The sequence below is a fragment of the Pseudomonas sp. Tun-23181 genome (genome assembly GCF_057415455.1).
Window position 1 is genome coordinate 4,680,312 of the sequence record NZ_CM171630.1, and the last position, 23,398, is coordinate 4,703,709.

Genomic DNA, 23,398 nt, shown 5'->3' on the forward strand with positions numbered 1-23,398 from the left:
ACCCCCCATCCTTGGATTAAAAATGGCGCGCGGGCAGCGCCCCGATAACAACAACCTTCCCTCCGTGTCATCATGTCCGAATACAACCCTTGCCTTGACTGCGGCGCTTGCTGCGGGTACTTCCGTGTGTCCTTCTTCTGGGGCGAATGCCAATCCGCGGGCGGTCTGGTGCCCGATGACCTGGTGGTGCAGATCAACCCGACCCGGGTCGCCATGATCGGCACCGATGCCAAGCCCTGCCGTTGCATCGGCCTGGATGGGGAGATCGGCAAGCAGGTCGCCTGTACGCTCTATGCCAACCGTTCGACCCCTTGCCGTGAATTCGAGGCGTCCTGGGCCCATGGCGTGCACAACCCCAGTTGCGATGCCGCCCGGGCCCACTATGGGCTGGCGCCGTTGACTCCGCCGGAAGCCAACGAGCCGCATTGGCCGGATGATGACGGGGCGGCGGTGGCCTGAGCTGTCTGCTGCGCATTGGGGCTGCTGTGCAGCCCATCGCCGGCAAGCCGGCTCCCACAGGAGGTCTGTGGTGCTCCACATATCGTGTGTCATGCAGAAGACCCTGTGGGAGCCGGCTTGCCGGCGATAGGGCGCGAAGCTGCCCCAAATGGCAAACAGGCCGACTCCACTACTGCCTTGTCTCCCCGCTGACGCTAGACTGTCATCTTCTTCGCAATGGACAGGAGTCCCGGCGTGACCCCACCCCGCAGTTTCCCCAGCGACCTGTGCCTCGATAGCCCACGGCTGCAGCTGCGCCCCATGCGTCATGGCGACGCTCCTCGATGGCTGGCGATCATGGCCGATCCAGAGGTCATGCGTTACTGGCACCACGCGCCCTGGCACGACTTGGCCGAGGCCGAGAGCGCCCTGGCTGCCGATCGCGAGGCCTATGCCAGCGGCCAGATGCTCAAGCTGGGCATGTACCGCCGCGACAACGGCGAGCTGATCGGCATGGTCCAGTTGTTCAACATCGACGAAGCGTCTCGCCGCGGCGAGATCGGCTACTGCCTGGCCAGCGCCGTGCAAGGCCGTGGCTACATGGACGAGGCGCTGACCTGCTTCATCGACTACCTGGCCCATACCCTGCACATGCGCCGCCTGGAAGCGGAGATCGACCCGCGCAACACCGGCTCGGCACGTACCCTGGAGCGCCAGGGCTTCGTCCTCGAGGGCACCTTGCGGGCGCGCTGGTGCGTGGCAGGCGAGTTCACCGACTCGGGCATCTACGGCTTGCTGCTGGAGCCGCCTGTCGCATGAGGCCTGGGTGCTGTATGGTCAGGGGCCTGCCCAGAGCCGATGGAGCACGCGGTTGCCTGCCTACTACCTGACCTTCAGCCTCCTGCTGTACCTGCTCGCCTTGTGTTTCGATGGCGTCCTGACGGGGGCCGGGCGGCACATGCCAGCGTTGCAGATGCTGCTGTATGGCCCATGGGGCGTGCCCTTCGGCTTGTACCAGTGGTTCGCCAACCCTTTGCTGGCGGTGGCGATCCTGGCGCACCGGCGCTTTCGTCGGCTGGCGCTGCTACTCGGGCTGGGGGCCTTGTACCTGGCCGCGAGCAGCTTCGGCATCGAGCGCCTGCCAGACAACCAGAGCTATGCCTTCCAGGACGTCACTGGCTTCGGTGCCGGTTTCTACCTGTGGCTGCTGGCCATCCTGCTGTTTTGCGTGGGCCAGGCCTGGTGGTGCTGGAAGGCGCACAGTGCCAATGACATGCCTGACTGGCACTGGCTCGATGTGGCGCTGATCGCCGCGCTTGGCGTGACGCTGTATGCCGGGACCCAGATGCCTTCGCTGCAGTTCGATGTGGACAAGGTGCTGATGCCGCCGGAGCAGCCGCAGTCGTTTTGAGAAGTGGTCGTGTGGTGTCAGCAAGAGGCGTTCGAGGCGCTCCGGCAAGCCCGTTGGCTTGGCGAAGGCTGGGGCCGCTTCGCAGCCCTTTCGCGACACAAGGCCGCTCCAGGAGCCTGCAGATCGCATCATTGGTGATCGAAGCGGCCTTGTCGGGGCGCCGAGGCGCCGCGAATGGGCTGCAAAGCAGCCCTAGGGGGCTACGCGAGGTTCGCGCCGAGCCCTGGCCTTGAGGTATTCCCGCACTTCCACGCCATCCCCGGCGAACTCGATACGGCTGGCCTTGGCTTCGCGCTGGTAGGCATACATCGGGTCGTAGTACTCGTTGAGCAACCCTTCGATCCAACCCCGGTGCAGGCTCACATCGCCGCTGCGCAGTTGCTCGTCCAGCGCTTGCCCCAACAGGGCCGACAGGCGCTGGAAGCGCTCGCCGCCCAGGCGCTTGTGGATATTGGCCATGCTCTGCAGCATCCGCTCGGCGAACAGCCGGCGACCGTTCTCTTCGCCATGCAGGGCGACGAACTCGGCGCAGAGGTTGATCACGTAATCGCGCAGGATGCGCTCCACGCGATTAGCGAAGCTGTCTTCCAGCCACACCAGCGGGTACTGTTGCATGCCCTGGTACAGCTCCAGCGGCACCGAGCAGCTACCGACGATACGCCCTTCGTCTTCGAGCACGAACTGTTGCATGCCCTTGGCGCGCTTCTTCAGCACGTCGATGGCCAGGCGGTTTTCGAAATCGATCTGCGCCGGTTGTGCGGTGGCGCGCTTGCCGAAACTGGAACCACGGTGGTTGGCGTGGCCTTCCAGGTCGAGCACGTTGTCCAGCTGGTGCAGCACGTCGGTCTTGCCGGTGCCGGTGAGGCCGCCCACCAGCACGAAATCGCACTGCTCGACCGCCTGCTGGGTGGTCTCCAGCAGGAAGGTCCGCATGGCCTTGTAGCCGCCCTTGACCTTGGGGTACTGGATACCGGCTTCATCCTTCAGCCAGCCCTGGACGATCTGCGAGCGCAGGCCGCCGCGCAAGCAGTACAGGTAGCCGTGCGGATGGGCCTGGGCGAACGCGGCCCAGGCTTCCAGGCGCTGCTGCTTGGTGGCGCCGTTGACCAACTGGTGGCCCAGGGCGATGGCGGCGGCCTGGCCGTGCTGCTTGTAGCAGGTGCCGACCTTCTGCCGTTCCTGGTCGTTCATCAGCGGCAGGTTGACGGCGCCGGGGAAGGCGCCTTTGGCGAATTCGACCGGTGCACGCATGTCCATCATCGGCACATCGTCGAGGAACAACTGGCGGTAATCGGTGCAGTCGTGGCGCATCAGAACACCTCGACCGCGTGGCTCTGTCGCTCGACCAGCTCGCCGATCGGCGACAGCGACAGGCCCAGTTCGGCGGCCACGGCGAGGAACTCGGCTTCGCCTTCGGGGCTCACGGCCACCAGCAGGCCACCGCTGGTCTGCGGGTCGCACAGCAGGTGTTTCTGGTCGTCGTTCAGGGCGCCGATCCGGTGGCCGTAGCTGTCGAAGTTGCGCAGGGTGCCGCCGGGGATGCAGCCCTCGGCCAGGTAGTGCGCGACGCTGGGCAGGCGCGGCACGGCATCGAACTGCAGCCGCGCGGTCAGGCCGCTGCCATCGGCCACTTCGACCAGATGCCCGAGCAAGCCAAAACCGGTCACGTCGGTCATGGCCTTGACCCCATCGAGCTTGCCGAAGCGGCTGCCAGGGGTATTGAGGGTGCACATCCAGTCGCGGGCCAGCCCTTGGTCCTGCTCACGCAGCTTGGACTTCTTCTCGGCCGTGGTGAGGATGCCGATGCCCAGCGGCTTGGTCAGGTACAGGCGGCAGCCCTGGGTGGCGGTATCGTTGCGCTTGAGGTCGCGTTTGCCGACCACGCCGGTGACGGCCAGGCCGAAGATCGGTTCGGGCGCATCGATGGAGTGGCCGCCAGCCAAGGGGATACCCGCTGCGGCGCACACGGCGCGGCCGCCGCGGATCACTTCGCGGGCCACTTCCGGCGGCAGCAGGTTGACCGGCCAGCCGAGGATGGCGATGGCCATCAGCGGGTCGCCGCCCATGGCGTAGATGTCGCTGATGGCGTTGGTGGCGGCGATACGGCCGAAATCGTACGGGTCGTCGACGATGGGCATGAAGAAGTCGGTGGTCGAGACCACGCCGCGCTCGTCGTCCAGCGCATACACTGCGGCGTCGTCGCGCGAAGCGTTGCCCACCCAGAGCTTCGGGTCCAGGGCTTGGGCACCGCTCTCGGCGAGGATCACATCCAGCACCTTCGGAGAGATCTTGCAGCCACAGCCGGCGCCGTGGCTGTACTGGGTCAGGCGAATCGGCTCGCTCATACGCACCTCTGATTTTCGTGATGCGCGATTGTAGCAAAGCTGGCCTTTGCGCCAGCGCCTCTTATAATCCCCTCCATCCAGCGGCAAGCTTCAAGCAGCCAGTGCACCGATTTGCTCTTTCTTGCAGCTCGTAGTTTCTTTGGCAGCTCGCCGCTGATCTTCCCCGCTATTGAACCGGAGAACCCCCATGCTCAAACGTCCCCTGGCGCTTGCCGCCGGCCTCGCGCTGTCCTGCTGTGCCGTCATCGCCCAGGCTGCTGAAACCTTGCGGGTGAGCGCCATCCCCGACGAGGCGCCGACCGAACTGCTGCGCAAGTTCAAGCCGTTGGGCGAGTACCTGGAGAAGCAACTGGGCATGGACGTGAAGTTCGTGCCGGTGGCGGACTACCCCGCGGTGGTCGAGTCGCTGGCGAGCGACAAGCTGGACCTGGCCTGGCTGGGCGGCTTCACCTTCGTCCAGGTGCACCTGAAGGACCCGGCCGCGACGCCGTTGGTGCAGCGTGAGCAGGATGCCCAGTTCACCAGCAAGTTCATCACCGCCAACCCGGACGTGCACAGCCTGGCCGACCTCAAGGGCAAGACCTTCGCCTTCGGTTCGATCTCGTCGACCTCCGGCAGCCTGATGCCACGTTACTTCATGCTCAAGAACGACAACATCAAGCCCGAGGGCTATTTCAGCCGCATCGCCTACTCCGGCGCCCATGACGCCACTGCTGCCTGGGTCCAGGCCGGCAAGGTCGACGCCGGCGTGCTCAACGCCAGCGTGTGGGACAAGCTGGTCGCCTCGGGCAAGGTCGATACCAGCAAGGTGAAGGTGTTCGCCACCACGCCGACCTACTACGACTACAACTGGACCGTGCGCGGCAAGATGGACCCGGCCCTGAAAGAGAAGATCAAGCAGGCCTTCCTCGCCCTCGACCCGGCCAACCCGGAGCACAAGGCGATCCTCGACCTGCAGGCCGCCAGCCGCTTCATCGAGACCAAGCCTGAGAACTACGTGGGCACCGAGCAAGCCGCACGCGAGGCCGGCCTGCTCAAGTGACTATCCATCTGCACGGCGCAGGCCTGCGCCATGGCCAGGTCCGCGCCCTCGAAGCGGTGGACCTGCGCATCGACAAGGGCGAGCGGGTGGCGATCATCGGCCCGTCCGGGGCCGGCAAGTCCAGCCTGCTGCACCTGATCGCCACCGCCGTACGGCCCAGCGCGGGGCATCTGGAACTGCTCGACGAGCAGCCCTGGGCACTGTCGTCCGGGGCCCGCCAGCGCTTGCGCGCGCGGGTTGGCCTGGTGCACCAGGCACCGCCGCTACCGCCGCGCCAGCGGGTGGTCACCGCCGTGCTGGCCGGGCGCCTGGGGCAGTGGGGAACGTTGCGCGGCTTGCTCAACCTGATCTATCCCAGCGATGTGCCGGGTGCGCGCCAGGCGCTTGCCGAGCTGGGCCTGGCCGACAAACTGTTCGTCCAGTGCGGGCAGTTGTCCGGTGGCCAGTTGCAACGGGTGGGCATCGCCCGGGCGCTGTACCAGCGCCCCGACGTGCTGTTGGCCGACGAGCCGGTCTCGGCCATGGACCCGGTGCTGGCCGAGCACAGCCTGGCGCTGCTCAACCGCCATGCCCGTGAGCACGGCGTGACCCTGGTGGCCAGCCTGCATGCGGTGGAACTGGCGCTGGCGCATTTCCCCCGGGTGGTCGGCATCCGCGATGGCCAGGTGGTTTTCGACTGCCCGGCCGAGGCCGTTACCGAGAGCCTGCTGGATGCGCTCTACGCCAACGAGCAACTCAGCTCACCGCCTGTGCCGGGGCCGACCTTGACGGTGCAGATCCCGCGATGCTGAAGGCCGATGCCCGCGACCCGGCGGCCTTGCCCCGTCTGTTGCTGACCTTGCTGGCCCTGGCCGTGTTGTGGCCAGGGGTGCAATTGAGCGAACTGAACCCCGGCGTGCTGCTGCAGGAGGAGAACCGGCAGCAGATGGGCAGCTTCGTCGCGGCCTTCTGGCCGCCTGCCCATGACCGCGACTTTCTCGCATTGCTGTTCGAGGCCACCTTGCAGACCCTGGCCGTGGCGACCGCCGGCATGGCCCTGGCGCTGCTGCTGGCGGTGCCGACGAGTCTGCTGGCCAGCCGTGCGCTGTCGCTGGGCGCGGCATCCCGGGGCGGGCGTGCCGGGCCCTGGTCGCGCATCCTGCGCCTGCCGGTGCGGGGCCTTCTGGTGTTCCTGCGCAGCGTGCCGGAGATCGTCTGGGCGCTGTTGTTCGTGCGTGCCGTGGGGCTGGGGCCGACCGCTGGCGTGCTGGCCATCGCCATCACCTACAGCGGCATGCTCGGCAAGGTCTATGCGGAGATCTTCGAGTCGGTCGACCAGCGCCCGGTCCATGCCCTGTTGCAGGCTGGCAGCGGCCGGCTGGCGGCCTTCTTCTACGGTATCCTGCCCAATGCGGCCGCGGAGGTGGTGTCGTACACCGTCTACCGTTGGGAGTGCGCGGTGCGGGCCTCGGTGGTGATGGGGTTCGTCGGTGCGGGCGGACTGGGGCAGCAGATCGACCTGTCCATGCGTATGTTCGCCGGGGCCGAAGTGGCGAGCATGCTGCTGGCGTTCCTGGTGCTGGTGATGCTCGCCGACCTGCTCAGCCGCATCCTGCGTGGGAGGTTGGCGTGAGCCGTTTGCTCAACCTGTCGGTGATCGTCTGCATCCTGGCAGCGGTGGTGGCCTCGTTCGGCTACCTGGAGCTGGACCTCGCCTCGGTGATCGGCCACGGTGGGTTGGCGCAGATGGGCGAATATGCCACGCGCTTCCTCAGCCCGGACTTGTCCACCGACCATTTGCGGGCAGTGGGTTGGGGGGCCTTGGAGACCCTGGCCATGTCCGGCCTGGGCACCTTGCTGGCGATGGCCCTGGGGTTGCTGCTGGCGCTGCCTGCCGCAGGGCGATTCGGTTGGCCCTTGCAATCGCTGGCGCGCCTGCTGCTCAACGCCCTGCGTGCCATTCCCGAGCTGGTCTGGGCGGCCCTGACCGTCCTGGCCGCGGGCCTTGGGCCGAATGCCGGCACCCTGGCGCTGGCCTTGCACACCACCGGTGTGCTTGGCCGACTGTTCGCCGAGGCGCTGGAAAATGCACCCGCTGAGCCTGCTGCAGCCATCCGCCTGCAGGGCGGTAGCCAGGCCGTGGCGTTCTGTTTCGGCACCTTGCCCAACCTCTGGCCGCAGTTGTTCGCCTACAGCCTGTACCGCTGGGAGAACAACATCCGCATGGCCAGCGTGCTCGGCTTCGTGGGCGCGGGTGGGTTGGGGCAGATGCTCTATACCACCTTGAGCCTGTTCCAGGAGGCGCAGGCCAGTACGGTGATCATCGCCATGCTGGTGCTGGTGTTGCTGGTGGATGCGTTCAGCGACCTGCTGCGTCAGCGCTATGTGCGTGCTTGAGGTGGGGGGAGGGTGTAGCAAGAGGTTTATCGGGGTCGCAGAGCACTTGCCTCATCTGCACCAACGCCACCCTGCCACCCTCCGGCGCCTGCCGTTCCTCGATGCCAAACGGCACGAAGCCCAGCTGTGGATAAAGCAGCAACCCGGCGGTGTTGTGGTTGAAGCACGACACCCACACCTCCCGCGCCGCGAACTGTTCCCGTGCCTTGTCGATCATGCATTGCACCAGGTAGCGCGCTACGCCACGTCCACGCGCCTTCGGCGCCACCACCACATTACCCAAGGCGCACACGCCACCGTGCTCGGCCTTGTAGAAGTTGGCGAAGCCCAGCACCTCGTCATCGGCCTCGACCACCGTCGAGCCGCTGCGCTGGGCGATGGCTTCGCTCAGTTGGGCCGGGGTCAGGGGGTAGCTGGCCTTGGGGAACATGTAGAACAGCTCGTCCGGGCCCTGGGGAAAGCGGCAGATGGCAGCGATGTCGGCGGGCTGGGCAGGGCGGTGGTTCAGGCGCATGGCAGGCTGGAAGTAGTGGATTCCGAGATGACATTATCCATGCCCATGCAATTCGTCCAGGTTATTTGAAGTCGGCTTCTGGCTGATGGCACAATGCCGCAGTCGCCGTACCCCAGGGCCTTTCCCCGCCCTGTCGCCTGTCCGGTGCCCTCCAGGACAGCAGTCGAATCGGTGATCCTCTATGAGCGAGCGAACGGGTAAGGGCCTCTCTTTTGCCAAGCGCATGTACGTGCCGCGTGCCATCGGCACGGGGCTGGGCTTCTTCTGTGTGATGATCGGCATCTGGCCGCTGCAGCCGGCCTGGTGGACATGGGCGTTGCTGGTGGCCCATGGCTTCGTCTGGCCGCACCTGGCTTTCCAGATCGCCCGGCTGTCGTCGCAACCTTTTCGCTGCGAGCAGCGCAACCTGGTGTTCGACGGCTTCGCCGGCGGCTGCTGGGCTGGGGTCATGGGCCTGAATCCGCTGCCGAGCGTGATCATCCTGTCGATGATCGCCATGGACAAGATCGCCGCTGGCGGCTGGCACATGCTGTTCAAGACCCTCCTGGCCCAGTTGCTGGGCATCGGCCTGGGCCTGTGGCTGTACGCGCCGCCGCTGTTCCCCGAGACCAGCCAGGCGCAGATGCTCGCCTGCCTGCCGATCCTGCTGGTCTACCCCATGGCCATCGGCATGATCTGCTACCGGGTCACCGTACTGCTTGGCGAGCACAAGCGTGCCCTGGCACGCCTGAGCCAGACCGACAGCCTGACCGGGCTGATCAACCACGGTGCCTGGAAAGACCTGTTGCTGCGTGAATTCGAGCACTGCCGCGCCAACCACCTGCCCAACACCTTGGCTCTGATCGATATCGACCACTTCAAGCAGATCAACGATGGCCATGGGCATCTGGTCGGGGACAATATCCTGCGCATCGTGAGTGCCTTCTTTTCCAGTTACCTGCGCAAGAGCGACCCCGTGGCCCGTTATGGCGGGGACGAGTTCTGCGTCATGCTCCCCGGCACCACACCGGCACAGGCCAGGGAAATCCTCGAGCGTCTGCGCCAGGCCGTCGAGGAATACCGCGACCCAGCCTTGGCGCATTTGCGCTTGAGCCTGAGTATCGGCATCGCGCCGTTCGGGCTGCACCTGACCAATGCCGAGGCCTGGCTGCATGAGGCGGACACGGCGCTCTACCAGGCCAAGAGCGAAGGTCGCAATCGCACCGTGGTAGCGGGGACCAGTTGGGTTAACTGGTCCGGGAACAGCAGCACGGGCTTCCAACCGCAGCATTGAGACGACGCAGTTCCATGCCTTGGGGCCTCTGGCTCCCAAGGCCGGTGAGGACACGTTCACCGAGCTCATCGAAACCAAGGGCCCCTGTACCTCAGTAGGCGTAGCGCAACGTCGTCATGAAGTTGCGCGGCGCGCCATACAGCCCGGCGGCGGTGGTGGTGTAGTACTCCTTGTCGAACAGGTTGTTGACGTTGAGCGTGGTCGACAGCGACGGGGTGATCTGATAGCGCGCCATCAGGTTGGCCAGGGCATAGCTGCTCTGGGTGGTGGCGTAGCTCAGGTCGTAGCCGGTCTCGCTCTGCCAGTTCACCCCGCCGCCGACGGTCAGCTTGTCCAGCGCACCGGGCAGGCGGTAGGTGGTGAACAGCTTGACGCTGTTGCGCGGGATCTCGGTGACGATGCGATGGTCGTCATCGTTGAAGCTGACGCTGTAGGAGTAGCCGCCGGTGATCTGCCAGCCATCGGCGAGTTCACCATTGACCTCCAGCTCCACGCCTTCGCTGGTGGTGCCGCTCTCGGCCTTGTAGGCCTGGTAGCCATTGGGTTGCAGGCGGTCACCGTCGGCCACCGCGAGGTTGTCTTGCTCGACCCGGAACAGCGCCAGGCTGGCATTGAGCCGGCCTTCGTAGAAGCCTGCCTTCAAGCCCAGTTCGTAGCCCGTGCCCTCCAGGGGATCGAGGGGGGTGCCATTGACGTCGCGGATGTTCGACGACTGTGGGTTGAAGATCTGCGTGTAGCTGGCATAGGCGGTCCAGGTGTCGTCCAGGTCATAGACGAAGCCCGCATAGGGGATGACGATGCCGGTCTCGGTGCGCTCGCTCTTGCTGCTCGAACCGGCATGGAGACGGCTCTTGCTCTCGCGGTTCCAGTCCACCACCCGTGCGCCGACGATGAGGCTGGCGGCATCGCTCAGGTGCCAGCGCGACGTCAGGTAGGCGCCGTACTGGGTCTCGGTCAGGTCGTTTTCGCCGATCTTGTTGAAGACCGGTTTGGGCGCATGGCCGTCCCAGGTATAGATGTTGTCGATGGTGCCCTGGTAGCCGGACCCTGGGCGCTGCCAGCCGCCATAGTTGGCGGTGCCGCGCTCCTCGATGCGTGACAGGGTGACGCCGGTGATCAGTTCGTGTTCACGGCCGAACAAAGGGAGGGTGCCGGTCATGTAGGCGTCGAGGTTGTCCTGCTCGGGCGTGGCCTTCCAGCGGGTCGGCATGATGTAGGCCCCGGCACCGGTGGCCTTGTCGATTTCGCCGCTCATGTAGGTGACCACGCTGTCGTAGTCATTGCGGGCGTGGCTGTATTCCAGCTTGCCGCTCCAGCCGTTGGCGAAGTGCTGCTCGACCGAGGCGAAAAGTGTGCTCTGCTTGCGGTCGTAGTAGGTCCAGTCGGGCGAGGGGTTGAACGAGCGGCGGATGTCGGTCAGGTCGCCGTCGGTGGTGAACAGCGGAAAGCCCGTGCGCATCGGCGCGTTGGCGTGGGTGACCTGGTGGCTGAAGCCCAGTGTCAGCAGGGTCGAGTCGCTCAGGTCGAGTTCGGTGATGCCATAGAGGGTCGACAGCTCCTGGTTGAAGCGGTCGATCCAGGCATGCTGGTCCTTCTGGTCGGCGACGAAGCGGCCACGCACGTTGCCGCTGTCGTTCAGCGCGCCGCCCACATCCACGCTCAGGCCGTAGCGGTCCCAGCTACCGGCTTCGGCCGACAGCAGGACCTGTGGATCCACGGTGGGGCGCTTGCGAATCAGGTTGATGGTCGCCGACGGGTTGCCCAGCCCGCTGATCAGGCCGGTGGCACCGCGCACCACTTCGACTCGGTCGTACATGGCGGTGTTCTGGGTGTAGTTGTCCATGCGCGACGAGGTGGGTACGCCGTCGATCTCGAAGTTGTTGATCGGGAAGCCGCGCGACAGGTAGGTGGTGCTGTCGCCGCCAATGCTTTCGCGTACCACGGTGATGCCGGTGGTGGCGTCGAGGGCGTCGGTGAGGTTGTCGAGCTTCTGGTCTTCCAGGCGCTGGCGGGTCAGCACGGTGACCGATTGTGGGGTTTCCTTGAGCGACAGGTTCAGGCGGGTCGAGCTGCTCGACGACTCGGTGGTGTAGGAGCCCGAGCCCTCGGTGGTCGAGCCCGGCGCCTTGCCGGAGATGCTCAGGGCGGTCAGCTCCAGGGCGGTTTCTCCCGGTGCCGAAACCGGCATCAGCACGTAGCCGCCATTGCTCTGGCGCCGCGCCTGCAGGCCACTGCCGGCCAGCAGATGGGCCAGGCCATCCTCCACCGAGTAGTGGCCACGCAGGCCGGGCGAGGTCAGGCCTTGGGTCTGCTCGCTGGCGAACGACAGGTTCACCCCCGCATGGCTGGCGAACTGGCTCAGGGCGGAACCCAGTGGGCCCGGCTCGATCTCGAAATGACGGGCCTGGTTCTGCTCGGCAGCGTAGGCCGTGGGGATCAAGGGCGTGGCGATCAGGCCAAACAAGGCCAGGTGGATGGCATGGGCCAGGGCAAGACGGGGCATCGTGTTTTCCTAGGGTTGGCGTGGCAAAGGTGCGGCAGTTGTCGCCGCTTCAGTGCTTGGCCGAATGAGAATGAAAATCGGCAACCCTTTGCAGGAAATTTTTCATGCGGCCTCGATGCGCACCCAGTAGCGGGTCAGGTAACGCACCCGGATCGGCAGTGATGTGGCCAGGTTTTCCAGGATGCGATCGCTATCGTCCAGGCGGAAGGCGCCGGAGACGCGCAGGTCGGCGACGGCGTCGCTGCAGGCCAGCAAGCCCGGGCGGTAGCGGCCGAGCTCGACGACCAGGTCGCGCAGGCGCCAGTCCACCACCATCAGCATGCCGCGCACCCAGGCATCGCTATCGTCGGGCAGGGGGCTCGGCACATCCAGGCGATGATCGTCGAACCAGGCCTGTTGGCCGGCTTCCAGTCGCAGCAGGCGGCTGGGGGACTGTGCCGGACGCAGTTCGACCGCATGCGCCGTGACCTGGACCAGGCAGCGCTGGCCTTCGCTGCGTACGCTGAAGCGCGTGCCCAGGGCGCGGATGCTGCCCTGTGGGGTATGCACGATGAAGGGCCGCTGCGCCGTATCGGCTGCCGTCTGGATGAGGACTTCGCCGTGGTGCAGGCGTACCTCGCGCAGGGTCGCGCCATAGAGAACGTCCAGGGCACTGTTGGTGTTGATCTCCAACCGCCCGCCATCGGCCAGGTGCACATGGCGCCGCTCGCCTTTGCGGGTACGATACTGCGCCAGCCGCGACGACAACGGTTCGATCACCTGCAGGCCCCAGCCCGTGGCGCCAGCGGCCAGCAACAGCCCCAGCACCTTGGCCACCGCCCGGCGCCTTGTGCGGACACCGGCCAGGGCCGGCAGGGCGATCTCGCCGGGGAGTGTGTCGAGCTGGCGTTGCAATTTTTCTAATCGTGCCCAGGCCCTGGCGTGGCGCTCGTCCTGCTCCAGCCACGCTTGCCAGCCAGCATGATCGGCCTGGCCTGGCGGCGCGGCATTGAGCTGCACGTACCAGGTGGCCGCGGCCTCCAGCACCTTGCGCTCCAGCATCGCTCAGTCTTCCACCAGCAGCAGGCACTGGGTCATGGCGCGGATCATGTGCTTCTTCACCGTGGTCACCGACACGTTCAGGCGCTGCGCCGTGGCCACGTAGCTCAGGCCTTCCAGTTGCACCGCCAGGAATACCGTACGGGTGCGATCGCCCAGGCCGTCGAGCATGGCATCCACGGCGGTGAGGGTTTCGAGGATCAGCAGGCGCGTTTCCGGGGAGATGTCCAGCGGCTCCGGGCGCAGGGCCAGGGCGTCGAGGTAGGCCTGTTCCACGGCACGGCGGCGGAAGCGATCGATCATCAAGGCGCGGGCGATGGAGCTGAGGTAGGTGCGCGGTTCGCGGATGGCCTCGACGTTGCGAGCGGCCAGCACGCGCATGAAAGTGTCCTGCGCCAGGTCGGCGGCATCGCTGGAGTTGCCCAGGCGTGCGCGGAGCCAGGTGTTCAGCCAGCCGTTGTGGGTCTGGTAGAGCTGGTGCAGGGTGGCGGAGGGCATGATCGGCTCTTCATGAGAATGATTCTCTGTAATGTTGGCTTATGTGTTTGTTCAGAACAAGGGGCTTTTTCGTTGTTCCGCTTGTGCCTCGTCAACGGGGCACTGCAATCGCTGCATTGGGCGTATGCGGAGGCTGCATGGATGTGCGAAACGAGATCGTTGATCGCGTTGGAAGGCGGTGTAGGGGCGTTGTGCGCCCCAATCGCGACACAAGGCCGCTCCTACAGGCAGAGCGCTGAAGTGGGAAATAATGCCTTGTCTATCGGAATCACCTGCGGCGTGCTGGAACGGTCGGATTGGCATCCAGAATTCCAGGCATAAAAAAACCGACCATAAGGTCGGTTCTTTCGGATCTTGGTGCCCCGAGGGAGACTCGAACTCCCACTCCTTTCGAAAACGGATTTTGAATCCGCCGCGTCTACCAATTCCGCCATCAGGGCTTGTGGCGCCGCAGTATAGAGAGGCGTCGAGGGTCGGTCAATCGGGTTTCATGGTCAATTTTCGCGCGTTGGGCTAAACTTTCCGGCCCTGTCGAACCGAACACCATCATGCGCGTCGCCGATTTTTCCTTCGAACTCCCCGATTCCCTGATCGCCCGCCACCCCCTGGCCGAGCGCCATGGCAGCCGTCTGCTGGTCCTCGACGGGCCGAGCGGGGCGCTTTCGCACCGGCGCTTCACCGACCTGCTCGAATACCTGCGCCCGGGCGACCTGATGGTGTTCAACAATACCCGGGTGATCCCGGCGCGGCTGTTCGGCCAGAAGGCCTCCGGTGGCAAGCTGGAGGTGCTGGTCGAGCGCGTGCTGGACAACCACCGCGTGCTCGCCCACGTACGCGCCAGCAAGGCGCCCAAGCCGGGTACGCAAATCCTCATCGACGGCGGCGGCGAGGCCGAGATGGTCGCGCGACACGAGACGCTGTTCGAGCTGCGGTTCAGCGAGGACGTGCTGCCGCTGCTGGAACGGGTAGGGCACATGCCGCTGCCGCCTTATATCGACCGGCCCGACGAAGGCGCCGACCGCGAGCGCTACCAGACCGTCTACGCCGAACGTGCCGGCGCGGTGGCAGCGCCCACGGCGGGGCTGCACTTCGACGAGTCGCTGCTGGAGAAGATCGCCGACAAGGGCGTGGCATGCGCCTTCGTCACCCTGCACGTGGGAGCCGGGACCTTCCAGCCGGTGCGCGTCGACAAGATCGAGGACCACCACATGCACAAGGAGTGGCTGGAAGTCAGCCAGGCGGTGGTGGACGCCGTCGAGGCCTGCCGTGCCCGTGGCGGTCGGGTGATCGCGGTGGGGACCACCAGCGTGCGCTCGCTGGAGAGCGCGGCGCGTGATGGCCAGCTGAAAGCCTTCAGTGGCGACACCGACATCTTCATCTACCCGGGCCGGCCGTTCCATGTGGTCGATGCCCTGGTCACCAATTTCCACCTGCCGGAGTCCACGCTGCTGATGCTGGTCTCGGCCTTCGCCGGCTACCCCGAGACCATGGCTGCCTACGCGGCGGCGGTCGAGCAGGAGTACCGCTTCTTCAGTTACGGTGATGCCATGTTCATCACCCGCAATCCGGCGCCACGCGGCCCCGAGGATCAAGCATGAGTCGCACCTGTCGAATGTCCTTCGAACTGCTGGCCACCGACGGCAAGGCCCGTCGCGGCCGCCTGACCTTCCCCCGTGGCACGGTGGAAACCCCGGCGTTCATGCCGGTGGGCACCTATGGCACGGTCAAGGGCATGCTGCCACGCGATATCGAAGCCATCGGCGCCGAGATCATCCTTGGCAATACCTTCCACCTGTGGCTGCGCCCGGGTACCGAGGTGATCAAGAAGCACGGCAGCCTGCACGACTTCATGCAATGGAAAGGCCCGATCCTCACCGACTCCGGCGGCTTCCAGGTGTTCAGCCTGGGCGCCATGCGCAAGATCAAGGAAGAGGGCGTGACCTTCGCCTCGCCGGTGGACGGTTCCAAGGTGTTCATGGGGCCGGAGGAATCCATGCAGGTCCAGCGCGACTTGGGCTCGGACATCGTGATGATCTTCGACGAGTGCACGCCGTACCCGGCCGAGCACGACGTGGCGCAAGCCTCCATGGAGCTGTCGCTGCGCTGGGCCCAGCGCTCGAAGAACGCCCATGCCGACAATACCGCGGCGCTGTTCGGCATCGTCCAGGGCGGCATGTACCAGGACCTGCGCATGCGTTCGCTGGAGGCCCTGGAAAACATCGGTTTCGACGGCCTGGCGATCGGCGGCCTGTCGGTGGGGGAGCCCAAGCACGAAATGATCAAGGTGCTGGACTACCTGCCGGCGCAGATGCCCGCTGACAAACCTCGTTACCTTATGGGGGTAGGCAAACCCGAGGATCTTGTGGAGGGTGTGCGCCGCGGCGTCGACATGTTCGATTGCGTGATGCCCACGCGCAACGCGCGCAACGGCCATCTGTTCGTCGATACCGGGGTGATCAAGATCCGCAACGCGTTCCATCGCCATGATGATTCGCCACTGGATCCAACCTGCGACTGCTACACCTGCAAGAACTTCTCTCGCGCTTATCTGCATCACTTGGACAAGTGCGGCGAAATGCTGAGCAGCATGCTGAATACGATCCACAACTTGCGCCATTACCAGCGTTTGATGGCCGGTTTACGCGAGGCTATTCAACAAGGTAAATTGGCCGCCTTTGTCGACGCCTTCTATGCCAAGCGCGGGCTGCCTGTGCCGCCCTTGGACTGACTGTCCGCACTTAACAAAACCTTAGTCACTGGAGTGCCCAATGAGCTTTCTGATTCCCGCCGCCTACGCGGACGCTGCTGCCCCTGCCGCCGGCCCCGCCGGTACCGGCTTCGAATGGATCTTCCTGGTCGGTTTCCTGGTCATCTTCTACCTGATGATCTGGCGTCCGCAGGCCAAGCGTGCCAAAGAGCAGAAGAACCTGCTGAGCAACTTGCAAAAAGGTGACGAAGTCGTCACCAACGGCGGTATCGCTGGCAAGATCGTCAAGGTTTCCGATGATTTCGTGGTCCTGGAAGTTTCCGACAACGTCGAGCTGAAGTTCCAGAAGGGCGCCGTGGCGGCGACCCTGCCAAAAGGTACGCTCAAGGCTATCTGAGTCATCGTTTTTCTTTTCCAGTCGGGGCGCGCAACGCGCCCCGCGTCTTGAACGGGCGGCGTGATGCTGAACAAATACCCTCTGTGGAAATACCTGCTGATCCTGGTGGTACTGGCGATCGGCTTTATTTATTCCGCTCCCAACCTCTACCCGGATGACCCGGCGGTGCAGATCAGCGGTGCCAGCTCGGCCCTGCAGGTCTCCCAGGCCGACCTGGACCGCGCCACCACGGCCCTGACCGATGCCGGCATCACCGTCAAGGGCAGCAGCCTGGGCGAGAAGGGCAGCGCGCTGGTGCGCCTGGTCAACCAGGAAGATCAGCTGCCGGCCAAGGATGTGGTGCGCAAGGCGATGGGCGATGATTACGTCGTGGCCCTGAACCTGGCCCAGACCACCCCGCAATGGCTGCGCAACCTGGGCGCCAGCCCGATGAAGCTGGGCCTGGACCTGTCCGGTGGTGTGCACTTCCTGCTGGAAGTGGACATGGACAAGGCCATGAACGCCCGTCTGAAGGTCTATGAAGGCGAAGTGAAGACCCTGCTGCGCAAAGAGCGCATCCGCTATCGCAGCCTGCCCCAGCAGGACGGCGGCATCATGCTGGGCTTCGCCGACGATGCCACCCGCGAGCAGGCCCGTAGCCTGATCCGCAAGAATTTCAATGATTTCGACCTGACCACCACCGAGCGCAACGAGCTCGCCGTGCTGCGTCTGGCGCTGACCCAGGCGAAAGTCGCCGAGATCCGCGAATACTCGATCAAGCAGAACCTGACCACCGTGCGCAACCGGGTCAACGAGCTGGGCGTGGCCGAGCCGCTGGTCCAGCGCCAGGGTGCCAACCGTATCGTGGTCGAGCTGCCAGGCGTGCAGGACACCGCCGAGGCCAAGCGTATCCTCGGCAAGACCGCCAACCTGGAGTTCCGCTTCGGTGCCGAGCCGGGCGCTTCCAAGGCCACCACCGAGGTGTTCGAGTTCCGTGAAGGCGGGCGCTCCGCCGCGGTCGAGCGTGGCTTGATCATCACCGGTGACCAGGTCACCGATGCCCAGGCCAGCTTCGACGAGCAGGGCCGCCCGCAGGTCAACATCCGCCTCGACGGCCACGGCGGCGAGCTGATGAGCCGCGCCACCCGCACCAATGTCGGTCGCAGCATGGCGGTGATCTTCATCGAGCAGAAACCGGTGACGCGCTATGTCAAGCAGACGGTCGATGGCGTCGAGAAGGAAGTGCCGGTACAGAGCTTCCAGGAAGAGAAGAAGATCATCAGCCTGGCCACTATCCAGTCGCCGCTGGGCAGCCAGTTCCGCATCACCGGCCTGAACGGCCAGGGCGAGTCGTCCGAGCTGGCCCTGCTGCTGCGCGCCGGTGGCCTGGCCGCGCCGATGTACTTCGCCGAGGAGCGCACCATCGGCCCGAGCCTGGGCGCCGACAACATCGTCAAGGGCATCGATGCCTCCCTGTGGGGCATGCTGTTCGTCTCGCTGTTCATCATGGCCATCTACCGTGGCTTCGGCGTGATCGCTACCATCGCCCTGGCGGGCAACATGGTCCTGCTGCTGGCGCTGATGTCGCTGTTGGGTGCGACGCTGACCCTGCCGGGTATCGCCGGTATCGTGCTGACCATGGGTATGGCGGTGGACGCCAACGTGCTGATCTTCTCGCGGATCCGCGAGGAAATCAGGGCTGGCATGTCGGTGCAGCGCGCCATCCACGAAGGCTTCAACCGTGCCTACACCGCGATCATCGACGCCAACCTGACCAGCCTGCTGGTCGGTGGCATCCTGTTCGCCATGGGTACCGGCCCGGTCAAGGGCTTCGCGGTCACCATGTCCCTCGGGATTTTCACCTCGATGTTCACCGCCGTCATGGTGACCCGCGCCATGGTCAACCTGACCTGCGGCGGGCGTGACATCAAGAAGCTGTGGGTTTGAGGGAGCTGCGATGAAAACCATCAATTTCATGGGCGTGCGCAATGTCGCGTTCGCCATTACCCTGCTCCTCACCGTGCTGGCCTTGTTCAGTTGGTGGCAGAAGGGCCTGAACTTCGGTCTGGACTTCACCGGCGGTACGCTCATCGAGCTGACCTACGAGCGTCCGGCGGACCTTACGACGGTACGTGCCGAGCTGGCCCAGGCGGGCTTCGGGGAGGCCGTGGTGCAGAGCTTCGGTGCCACCACCGACCTGCTGGTACGTATGCCGGGCGATGATCCGCAGTTGGGCAACCGTGTCGCGGCGGCCTTGCAGAAGGTTGGCGGCGACAACCAGGCGACGGTCAAGCGCGTCGAGTTCGTCGGCCCGCAAGTGGGCGAGGAACTGCGTGACCAGGGCGGCCTGGGCATGCTCCTGGCCCTGGGCGGCATCCTGGTCTACCTGGCCTTCCGCTTCCAGTGGAAGTTCGCCGTCGGTGCCATCGTCTCGCTGGTCCACGACGTGGTGGTGACGCTGGGTATCCTGTCGTTCTTCCAGATCACCTTCGACCTGACGGTGTTGGCTGCGGTGCTGGCGATCATCGGTTACTCGCTCAACGACACCATCGTCGTATTCGACCGCGTGCGCGAGAACTTCCGGGTCATGCGCAAGGCCTCGCTGATCGAGAACATCAACGTCTCGACCACCCAGACCCTGCTGCGGACCATCGCCACCTCGGTGTCGACCTTGCTGGCCCTGGCCGCGCTGCTGTTCTTCGGCGGCGACAACCTGTTCGGCTTCTCCCTGGCGCTGTTCATCGGTGTCCTGGCGGGTACCTACTCGTCGATCTACATCGCCAACGTGGTATTGATCTGGCTGAACCTGAGCAGCGAAGACCTGATCCCGACGGTCAAGGCCGAGGGGGTGGACGACCGTCCGTAAGGCGTTGTCCTACACCGTTTGGCGTAAAGAAGGGCGCGAGTGTTGAACTCGCGCCTTTTTTTTCGCTCCAAGGCTGGGAGAAGGCGGGCAAGATCCCGCGGGTACGATCAGGAGGTTCGCGTGAACAAATCAATGCTGGTGGGTGCGGTACTGGGTGCTGTCGGTGTGACCGCCGGAGGTGCTGTGGCGACCTACAGCTTGGTGAACAAGGGGCCTGAGTACGCCCAGGTCATGGACGTGCAGCCGATCAAGCAACAGGTGAAGACGCCACGTGAGGTGTGCAAGGACGTTACCGTGACGCGCCAGGCGCCGGTCAAGGACCAGCACCAGATCGCCGGCACCGTGGTCGGTGCCCTGGCGGGTGGCCTGCTGGGTAACCAGATCGGTGGTGGCACGGGCAAGAAGATCGCCACCGTGGCCGGTGCGGTCGGTGGTGGCTATGCGGGCAACAAGGTGCAGGAGCACATGCAGAACAGTGACACCTATACCACCACCCAGACCCGCTGCAACACGGTTAACGACATCAGTGAGAAGGTGGTTGGCTATAACGTGAAGTACTCCATTGGCGACAAGGTCGGCCAGGTGAAGATGAACCACGAGCCGGGCTCGACCATCCCGCTGGACAAGAACGGTAACCTGGTCCTGAGTGACAACCAGGTCGGCCAATAACTCCCCTTGTGGGAGATGCCCTTTAGCAAGGGCTACACCCTTGTTCGCGGGCACGCTCGCTCCCACGCTGTTGTGAATTGCAGCCACAAAAAAAGCACCCCGCGCGGTCCGCGGGGTGCTTTTTTTTGTGGCTGCAATCCGCGCTTAGCGCTTCATGTGCTCGGGCAGGTGCGGTTGGATGGCGGTCAGCACCGCCTTGAAGCACTTGATGTTGCCCGCGACGATATGGCCCTTGTCGAGGAAGTCGTGGCCACCGTTGAAGTCGCTCACCAGGCCACCCGCTTCCTGGATCAGCAGTACGCCCGCAGCCATGTCCCACTCGGACAGGCCCGACTCCCAGAAGGCGTCGAAACGGCCGGCGGCGACGTAGGCCAGGTCCAGGCTGGCAGCGCCGGCGCGGCGGATGCCGGCGGTCTGGCCGGTGAGGGCGCGGAACATGCCCAGGTAGTTGTCCAGGTCGGCGATCTGGTTGTCACGGAACGGGAAACCGGTACCCAGCAGGGCGCCTTCCAGGCTGCTGCGCGAGCTGACGCGCAGGCGGCGGCCGTTGAGCTGGGCGCCGCGACCGCGGCTGGCGGTGAATTCTTCCTGGCGTACCGGGTCGACGATCACGGCGTGCTCGAGGCGGCCGCGGTACTTGCAGGCGATGCTGACCGCGAAGTGAGGAACGCCACGCAGGAAGTTGGTGGTGCCGTCCAGCGGATCGATGATCCACAGGTAGTCCTTGCCGTCTTCGCCGGAGCCGGCGTGCAGGCCGGTTTCCTCTCCCTGGATGGAGTGGTTCGGGTAGGCCTTGCGCAGGGCGTTGACGATGCTCTGCTCGGCGGCGCGATCGACCTCGGAGACGTAGTCCTTGGCCTCTTTCTCGTCGACCTTGATGCTATCCAGGCGTTCGATGGAGCGGAAAATCAGTTCACTGGCGCTGCGAGCGGCGCGCAGCGCGATATTCAGCATAGGCTGCATGGGCGTTTCACCTGGGATGTTAAAGAAGAAAGCCGCACATTCTATCAGAAAACTGTTCCGGCAGAAGGGTGACATTTGCTTTCATGGCGTTACGCCTGTCGGTTCTGTAAGATCGATTCCCCTTTTCCTTGTATCTGTGAGCTCGATACCTTGCTGCAAAATATTCGTGTTGTTCTGGTCAATACCAGCCACCCCGGCAATATCGGCGGCGCTGCTCGTGCCATGAAAAACATGGGCTTGTCGCGCCTGGTACTGGTCCAGCCACAGGATTTCCCCGCCGTGGACGCCACTGCGCGTGCCTCCGGTGCCGACGATGTGCTGGATAACGCCCAGGTGGTGGGCAGCCTCGAGCAGGCGCTGGTCGGCTGCAGCCTGGTGCTTGGCACCAGCGCCCGCGACCGCAGTATCCCGTGGCCGCTGCTCGACCCCCGCGAGTGCGGGATCAAGGTCGTGGAGCAGGCCGGCGCCGGCGAGGAAGTCGCCCTGGTGTTCGGTCGCGAGCACGCCGGCCTGACCAACGAAGAACTGCAGCGATGTCACTTTCACGTGCACATTCCCTCGAACCCCGACTTCAGCTCGTTGAACCTTGCCGCTGCCGTCCAGGTGCTCGCCTACGAGGTGCGCATGGCCTGGCTGGTGGCCCAAGGGGCGCCGTCGAAGGTCGAGAAATTCGAAGCCAACTCGCTGCGCAGCGGCGAGCTGGCGACCATGGACGAGATGGAGCTGTTCTACGAACACCTGGAGAAAACCCTGGTGGACATCGGCTTCCTTGACCCCGAGAAGCCCAAGCACCTGATGCCGCGCCTGCGCCGGCTCTATGGGCGCAGCGCGGTCAATCGTTCGGAAATGAGCATTTTGCGCGGCATCCTCACCGAGACCCAGAAGGTCGCCAGGGGCGAGCCGCATAAGCGCAAGGACTAAAAAGATGTTCGAACGTCTGCGTGAAGATATCCAGAGCGTATTCCATCGTGACCCGGCGGCGCGCAACGCCTTCGAGGTACTGACCTGCTACCCGGGCATGCACGCCATCTGGCTGCATCGTCTGGGCCATGCCCTGTGGGTGCGTGACTTCAAGTGGCTGGCGCGCCTGGTGTCGAACTTCGGCCGCTGGCTGACCGGTATCGAGATCCATCCGGGCGCCACCATCGGCCGGCGCTTCTTCATCGACCACGGCATGGGCATCGTCATCGGCGAGACCGCCGAGATCGGCGACGACGTCACCCTGTACCAGGGCGTGACCCTGGGCGGCACCAGCTGGAACAAGGGCAAGCGCCACCCGACCCTGGAGAACGGCGTGGTGGTCGGTGCCGGGGCCAAGGTGCTCGGCCCGTTCACCGTCGGCGCGGGGGCCAAGATCGGTTCCAACGCGGTGGTGACCAAGGCGGTGCCGGCCGGTGCCACCGCGGTCGGCATCCCCGGGCGGATCATCGTCAAGGCCGAGGACGACGAGGTCGAGGCCAAGCGCAAGGCCATGGCCGACAAGATCGGCTTCGATGCCTATGGTGTCAGTGGCGACATGCCCGACCCGGTGGCTCGCGCCATCGGCCAGATGCTCGATCACCTGCACGCGGTCGACGAGCGCCTGGAGGGCGTGTGCGGGGCATTGACCAAGCTGGGCAGCGACTATTGCGGCAAGGAGCTGCCGGCGTTGCCCGAGGAAGACTTCACCGAGGTCAAGCCGGCCGCGCAGAGCGACACTCAGCCGCATTGATTACGGCGCAGCGACGATGGGGCGTGTGCTCACGCCCCTTGTCTGCTACAATCGCGCCCGCCTCCCCGATGTAAGCCCGACTAAAGCAGTAGGTCTAATAGTTGACTTAAATGCTCGGGAATCGCATACTCGCTCACATCTTGTAACTCCCGTGGTATCCACTAGCCATGCGACTGACTACCAAAGGCCGATATGCCGTGACCGCCATGCTTGACCTGGCGTTGCATGCGCAGCATGGGCCGGTGTCTTTGGCCGACATTTCCGAGCGCCAGGGCATTTCCCTCTCTTATCTGGAACAGCTGTTCGCCAAGCTGCGCCGCAGCAGCCTGGTTTCCAGCGTGCGCGGTCCGGGCGGCGGCTACCAGCTGTCGCGGGACATGGAAACCATCCAGGTGGCCCAGGTCATCGATGCGGTCAACGAATCGGTCGATGCCACCCGTTGCCAGGGGCTGGGGGATTGCCACGCCGGTGACACCTGCCTGACACACCACTTGTGGTGCGACCTCAGCCAGCAGATCCATGAATTCCTCAGCGGCATCAGCCTGGCTGACCTCGTCATGCGCCGTGAGGTGCAGGAAGTCGCCCAGCGCCAGGACCTGCGCCGTGTCGCGGGCCGCAACGCCCAGTTGGACAAGATTGAGACGTCCGCCGTCGACTGAACGTAGCGA

24 protein-coding genes and 1 tRNA gene are annotated in these 23,398 nt (G+C 64.9%); 17 read left to right on the top strand and 8 right to left on the bottom strand.

Features of this window, described 5'->3' with window-relative positions; genetic code table 11:
- Positions 1 to 72: 72 nt before the first annotated feature.
- The 3 genes from ACDI39_RS22110 (at position 73) to ACDI39_RS22120 (ending at position 1,849) form a co-directional block, all read left to right on the top strand.
- Entirely contained in the window at positions 73 to 459 is a 387-nt protein-coding gene (locus ACDI39_RS22110; RefSeq protein ID WP_225788586.1) for a YkgJ family cysteine cluster protein, read from the top strand.
- Positions 460 to 693: 234 nt separating this feature from the next.
- Positions 694 to 1,257 carry a GNAT family N-acetyltransferase gene (locus tag ACDI39_RS22115; protein ID WP_225788587.1) on the top strand — a complete coding sequence of 188 codons (564 nt, stop codon included), beginning with the start codon at positions 694 to 696 and terminating at the stop codon, positions 1,255 to 1,257.
- Between the two features lie 52 nt (positions 1,258 to 1,309).
- The gene (locus ACDI39_RS22120; protein WP_486537044.1) at positions 1,310 to 1,849 is read left to right on the top strand and encodes a hypothetical protein; all 540 of its coding nucleotides are present in this window, start codon (positions 1,310 to 1,312) and stop codon (positions 1,847 to 1,849) included.
- Positions 1,850 to 2,041: 192 nt separating this feature from the next.
- Here the strand turns inward: ACDI39_RS22120 and mnmH are convergent, their stop codons facing one another.
- Together mnmH and selD are read right to left on the bottom strand one after the other, a co-directional pair.
- Complete coding sequence (gene mnmH / locus ACDI39_RS22125; RefSeq protein ID WP_225788589.1) at positions 2,042 to 3,160, bottom strand: tRNA 2-selenouridine(34) synthase MnmH; 1,119 nt, start codon at positions 3,158 to 3,160, stop codon at positions 2,042 to 2,044.
- Positions 3,160 to 4,194, bottom strand: a complete 1,035-nt coding sequence (gene selD / locus ACDI39_RS22130; RefSeq protein WP_486537046.1) for a selenide, water dikinase SelD — start codon at positions 4,192 to 4,194, stop codon at positions 3,160 to 3,162. Before selD ends, mnmH begins: the two co-directional genes overlap by 1 nt.
- 187 nt (positions 4,195 to 4,381) lie before the next feature.
- On the opposite strand from selD, the gene ACDI39_RS22135 reads away from it, so the two are divergent.
- The 4 genes from ACDI39_RS22135 to phnE are packed head-to-tail and all read left to right on the top strand — an operon-like array spanning position 4,382 to position 7,612.
- The gene (locus ACDI39_RS22135) at positions 4,382 to 5,236 is read left to right on the top strand and encodes a putative selenate ABC transporter substrate-binding protein (protein ID WP_225788591.1); all 855 of its coding nucleotides are present in this window, start codon (positions 4,382 to 4,384) and stop codon (positions 5,234 to 5,236) included.
- Positions 5,233 to 6,027, top strand: a complete 795-nt coding sequence (locus ACDI39_RS22140; RefSeq protein WP_410045802.1) for a phosphonate ABC transporter ATP-binding protein — start codon at positions 5,233 to 5,235, stop codon at positions 6,025 to 6,027. The genes ACDI39_RS22135 and ACDI39_RS22140 overlap by 4 nt, the downstream gene beginning before the upstream one ends.
- Positions 6,021 to 6,848: a PhnE/PtxC family ABC transporter permease gene (locus ACDI39_RS22145; RefSeq protein WP_225788593.1), complete on the top strand. Its 828-nt coding sequence runs from the start codon at positions 6,021 to 6,023 to the stop codon at positions 6,846 to 6,848. Before ACDI39_RS22140 ends, ACDI39_RS22145 begins: the two co-directional genes overlap by 7 nt.
- A complete protein-coding gene (phnE, locus tag ACDI39_RS22150) occupies positions 6,845 to 7,612 on the top strand; it encodes a phosphonate ABC transporter, permease protein PhnE (RefSeq protein WP_486537048.1) in 768 nt (255 codons plus the stop codon). The genes ACDI39_RS22145 and phnE overlap by 4 nt, the downstream gene beginning before the upstream one ends.
- On the opposite strand, the gene ACDI39_RS22155 is transcribed toward phnE, so the two are convergent.
- Positions 7,575 to 8,126 carry a GNAT family N-acetyltransferase gene (locus ACDI39_RS22155; protein ID WP_486537049.1) on the bottom strand — a complete coding sequence of 184 codons (552 nt, stop codon included), beginning with the start codon at positions 8,124 to 8,126 and terminating at the stop codon, positions 7,575 to 7,577. The genes phnE and ACDI39_RS22155 overlap by 38 nt on opposite strands.
- A 181-nt stretch (positions 8,127 to 8,307) precedes the next feature.
- Between ACDI39_RS22155 and ACDI39_RS22160 the strand changes: the two genes are divergently transcribed.
- Complete coding sequence (locus ACDI39_RS22160; protein ID WP_486537050.1) at positions 8,308 to 9,399, top strand: diguanylate cyclase; 1,092 nt, start codon at positions 8,308 to 8,310, stop codon at positions 9,397 to 9,399.
- Between the two features lie 91 nt (positions 9,400 to 9,490).
- Here the strand turns inward: ACDI39_RS22160 and ACDI39_RS22165 are convergent, their stop codons facing one another.
- The 4 genes from ACDI39_RS22165 to ACDI39_RS22180 all read right to left on the bottom strand — a co-directional run bounded on the left by ACDI39_RS22165 (position 9,491) and on the right by ACDI39_RS22180 (position 13,878).
- A complete protein-coding gene (locus ACDI39_RS22165) occupies positions 9,491 to 11,902 on the bottom strand; it encodes a TonB-dependent siderophore receptor (protein ID WP_486537051.1) in 2,412 nt (803 codons plus the stop codon).
- 102 nt (positions 11,903 to 12,004) lie between these two features.
- Positions 12,005 to 12,943 carry a FecR domain-containing protein gene (locus ACDI39_RS22170; RefSeq protein WP_253090574.1) on the bottom strand — a complete coding sequence of 313 codons (939 nt, stop codon included), beginning with the start codon at positions 12,941 to 12,943 and terminating at the stop codon, positions 12,005 to 12,007.
- A 3-nt stretch (positions 12,944 to 12,946) separates the two neighbouring features.
- Positions 12,947 to 13,438 (bottom strand): sigma-70 family RNA polymerase sigma factor, encoded by a 492-nt coding sequence (locus ACDI39_RS22175; protein ID WP_253090575.1) that lies wholly within the window; start codon positions 13,436 to 13,438, stop codon positions 12,947 to 12,949.
- Positions 13,439 to 13,793: 355 nt separating this feature from the next.
- A tRNA-Leu gene (locus tag ACDI39_RS22180) sits at positions 13,794 to 13,878 on the bottom strand.
- 108 nt (positions 13,879 to 13,986) lie between these two features.
- Here ACDI39_RS22180 and queA point away from each other — a divergent pair.
- The 6 genes from queA (at position 13,987) to ACDI39_RS22210 (ending at position 20,056) form a co-directional block, all read left to right on the top strand.
- Positions 13,987 to 15,036 (top strand): tRNA preQ1(34) S-adenosylmethionine ribosyltransferase-isomerase QueA, encoded by a 1,050-nt coding sequence (queA, locus tag ACDI39_RS22185; protein WP_225788600.1) that lies wholly within the window; start codon positions 13,987 to 13,989, stop codon positions 15,034 to 15,036.
- A 14-nt stretch (positions 15,037 to 15,050) separates the two neighbouring features.
- Positions 15,051 to 16,166, top strand: coding sequence for a tRNA guanosine(34) transglycosylase Tgt (gene tgt, locus ACDI39_RS22190; protein ID WP_253080793.1), 1,116 nt, complete (start codon positions 15,051 to 15,053; stop codon positions 16,164 to 16,166).
- A 40-nt stretch (positions 16,167 to 16,206) separates the two neighbouring features.
- Entirely contained in the window at positions 16,207 to 16,542 is a 336-nt protein-coding gene (yajC, locus tag ACDI39_RS22195; protein ID WP_023382222.1) for a preprotein translocase subunit YajC, read from the top strand.
- 63 nt (positions 16,543 to 16,605) lie between these two features.
- The gene (gene secD, locus ACDI39_RS22200) at positions 16,606 to 18,468 is read left to right on the top strand and encodes a protein translocase subunit SecD (RefSeq protein ID WP_225788601.1); all 1,863 of its coding nucleotides are present in this window, start codon (positions 16,606 to 16,608) and stop codon (positions 18,466 to 18,468) included.
- A 10-nt stretch (positions 18,469 to 18,478) separates the two neighbouring features.
- On the top strand, positions 18,479 to 19,387 hold the full coding sequence (gene secF / locus ACDI39_RS22205) for a protein translocase subunit SecF (RefSeq protein ID WP_225788602.1): 909 nt from the start codon (positions 18,479 to 18,481) through the stop codon (positions 19,385 to 19,387).
- A 120-nt stretch (positions 19,388 to 19,507) separates the two neighbouring features.
- Positions 19,508 to 20,056: a glycine zipper 2TM domain-containing protein gene (locus ACDI39_RS22210; protein ID WP_225788603.1), complete on the top strand. Its 549-nt coding sequence runs from the start codon at positions 19,508 to 19,510 to the stop codon at positions 20,054 to 20,056.
- A 144-nt stretch (positions 20,057 to 20,200) separates the two neighbouring features.
- Here the strand turns inward: ACDI39_RS22210 and suhB are convergent, their stop codons facing one another.
- Positions 20,201 to 21,019: an inositol monophosphatase family protein gene (gene suhB, locus ACDI39_RS22215; RefSeq protein WP_225788604.1), complete on the bottom strand. Its 819-nt coding sequence runs from the start codon at positions 21,017 to 21,019 to the stop codon at positions 20,201 to 20,203.
- Between the two features lie 150 nt (positions 21,020 to 21,169).
- Between suhB and trmJ the strand changes: the two genes are divergently transcribed.
- The 3 genes from trmJ to iscR all read left to right on the top strand — a co-directional run bounded on the left by trmJ (position 21,170) and on the right by iscR (position 23,389).
- Positions 21,170 to 21,940 carry a tRNA (cytosine(32)/uridine(32)-2'-O)-methyltransferase TrmJ gene (gene trmJ, locus ACDI39_RS22220; RefSeq protein ID WP_253080783.1) on the top strand — a complete coding sequence of 257 codons (771 nt, stop codon included), beginning with the start codon at positions 21,170 to 21,172 and terminating at the stop codon, positions 21,938 to 21,940.
- A 4-nt stretch (positions 21,941 to 21,944) separates the two neighbouring features.
- Positions 21,945 to 22,730, top strand: coding sequence for a serine O-acetyltransferase (gene cysE, locus ACDI39_RS22225; RefSeq protein WP_253080782.1), 786 nt, complete (start codon positions 21,945 to 21,947; stop codon positions 22,728 to 22,730).
- A 167-nt stretch (positions 22,731 to 22,897) separates the two neighbouring features.
- Complete coding sequence (gene iscR, locus ACDI39_RS22230) at positions 22,898 to 23,389, top strand: Fe-S cluster assembly transcriptional regulator IscR (RefSeq protein ID WP_253080781.1); 492 nt, start codon at positions 22,898 to 22,900, stop codon at positions 23,387 to 23,389.
- Positions 23,390 to 23,398: the final 9 nt, after the last annotated feature.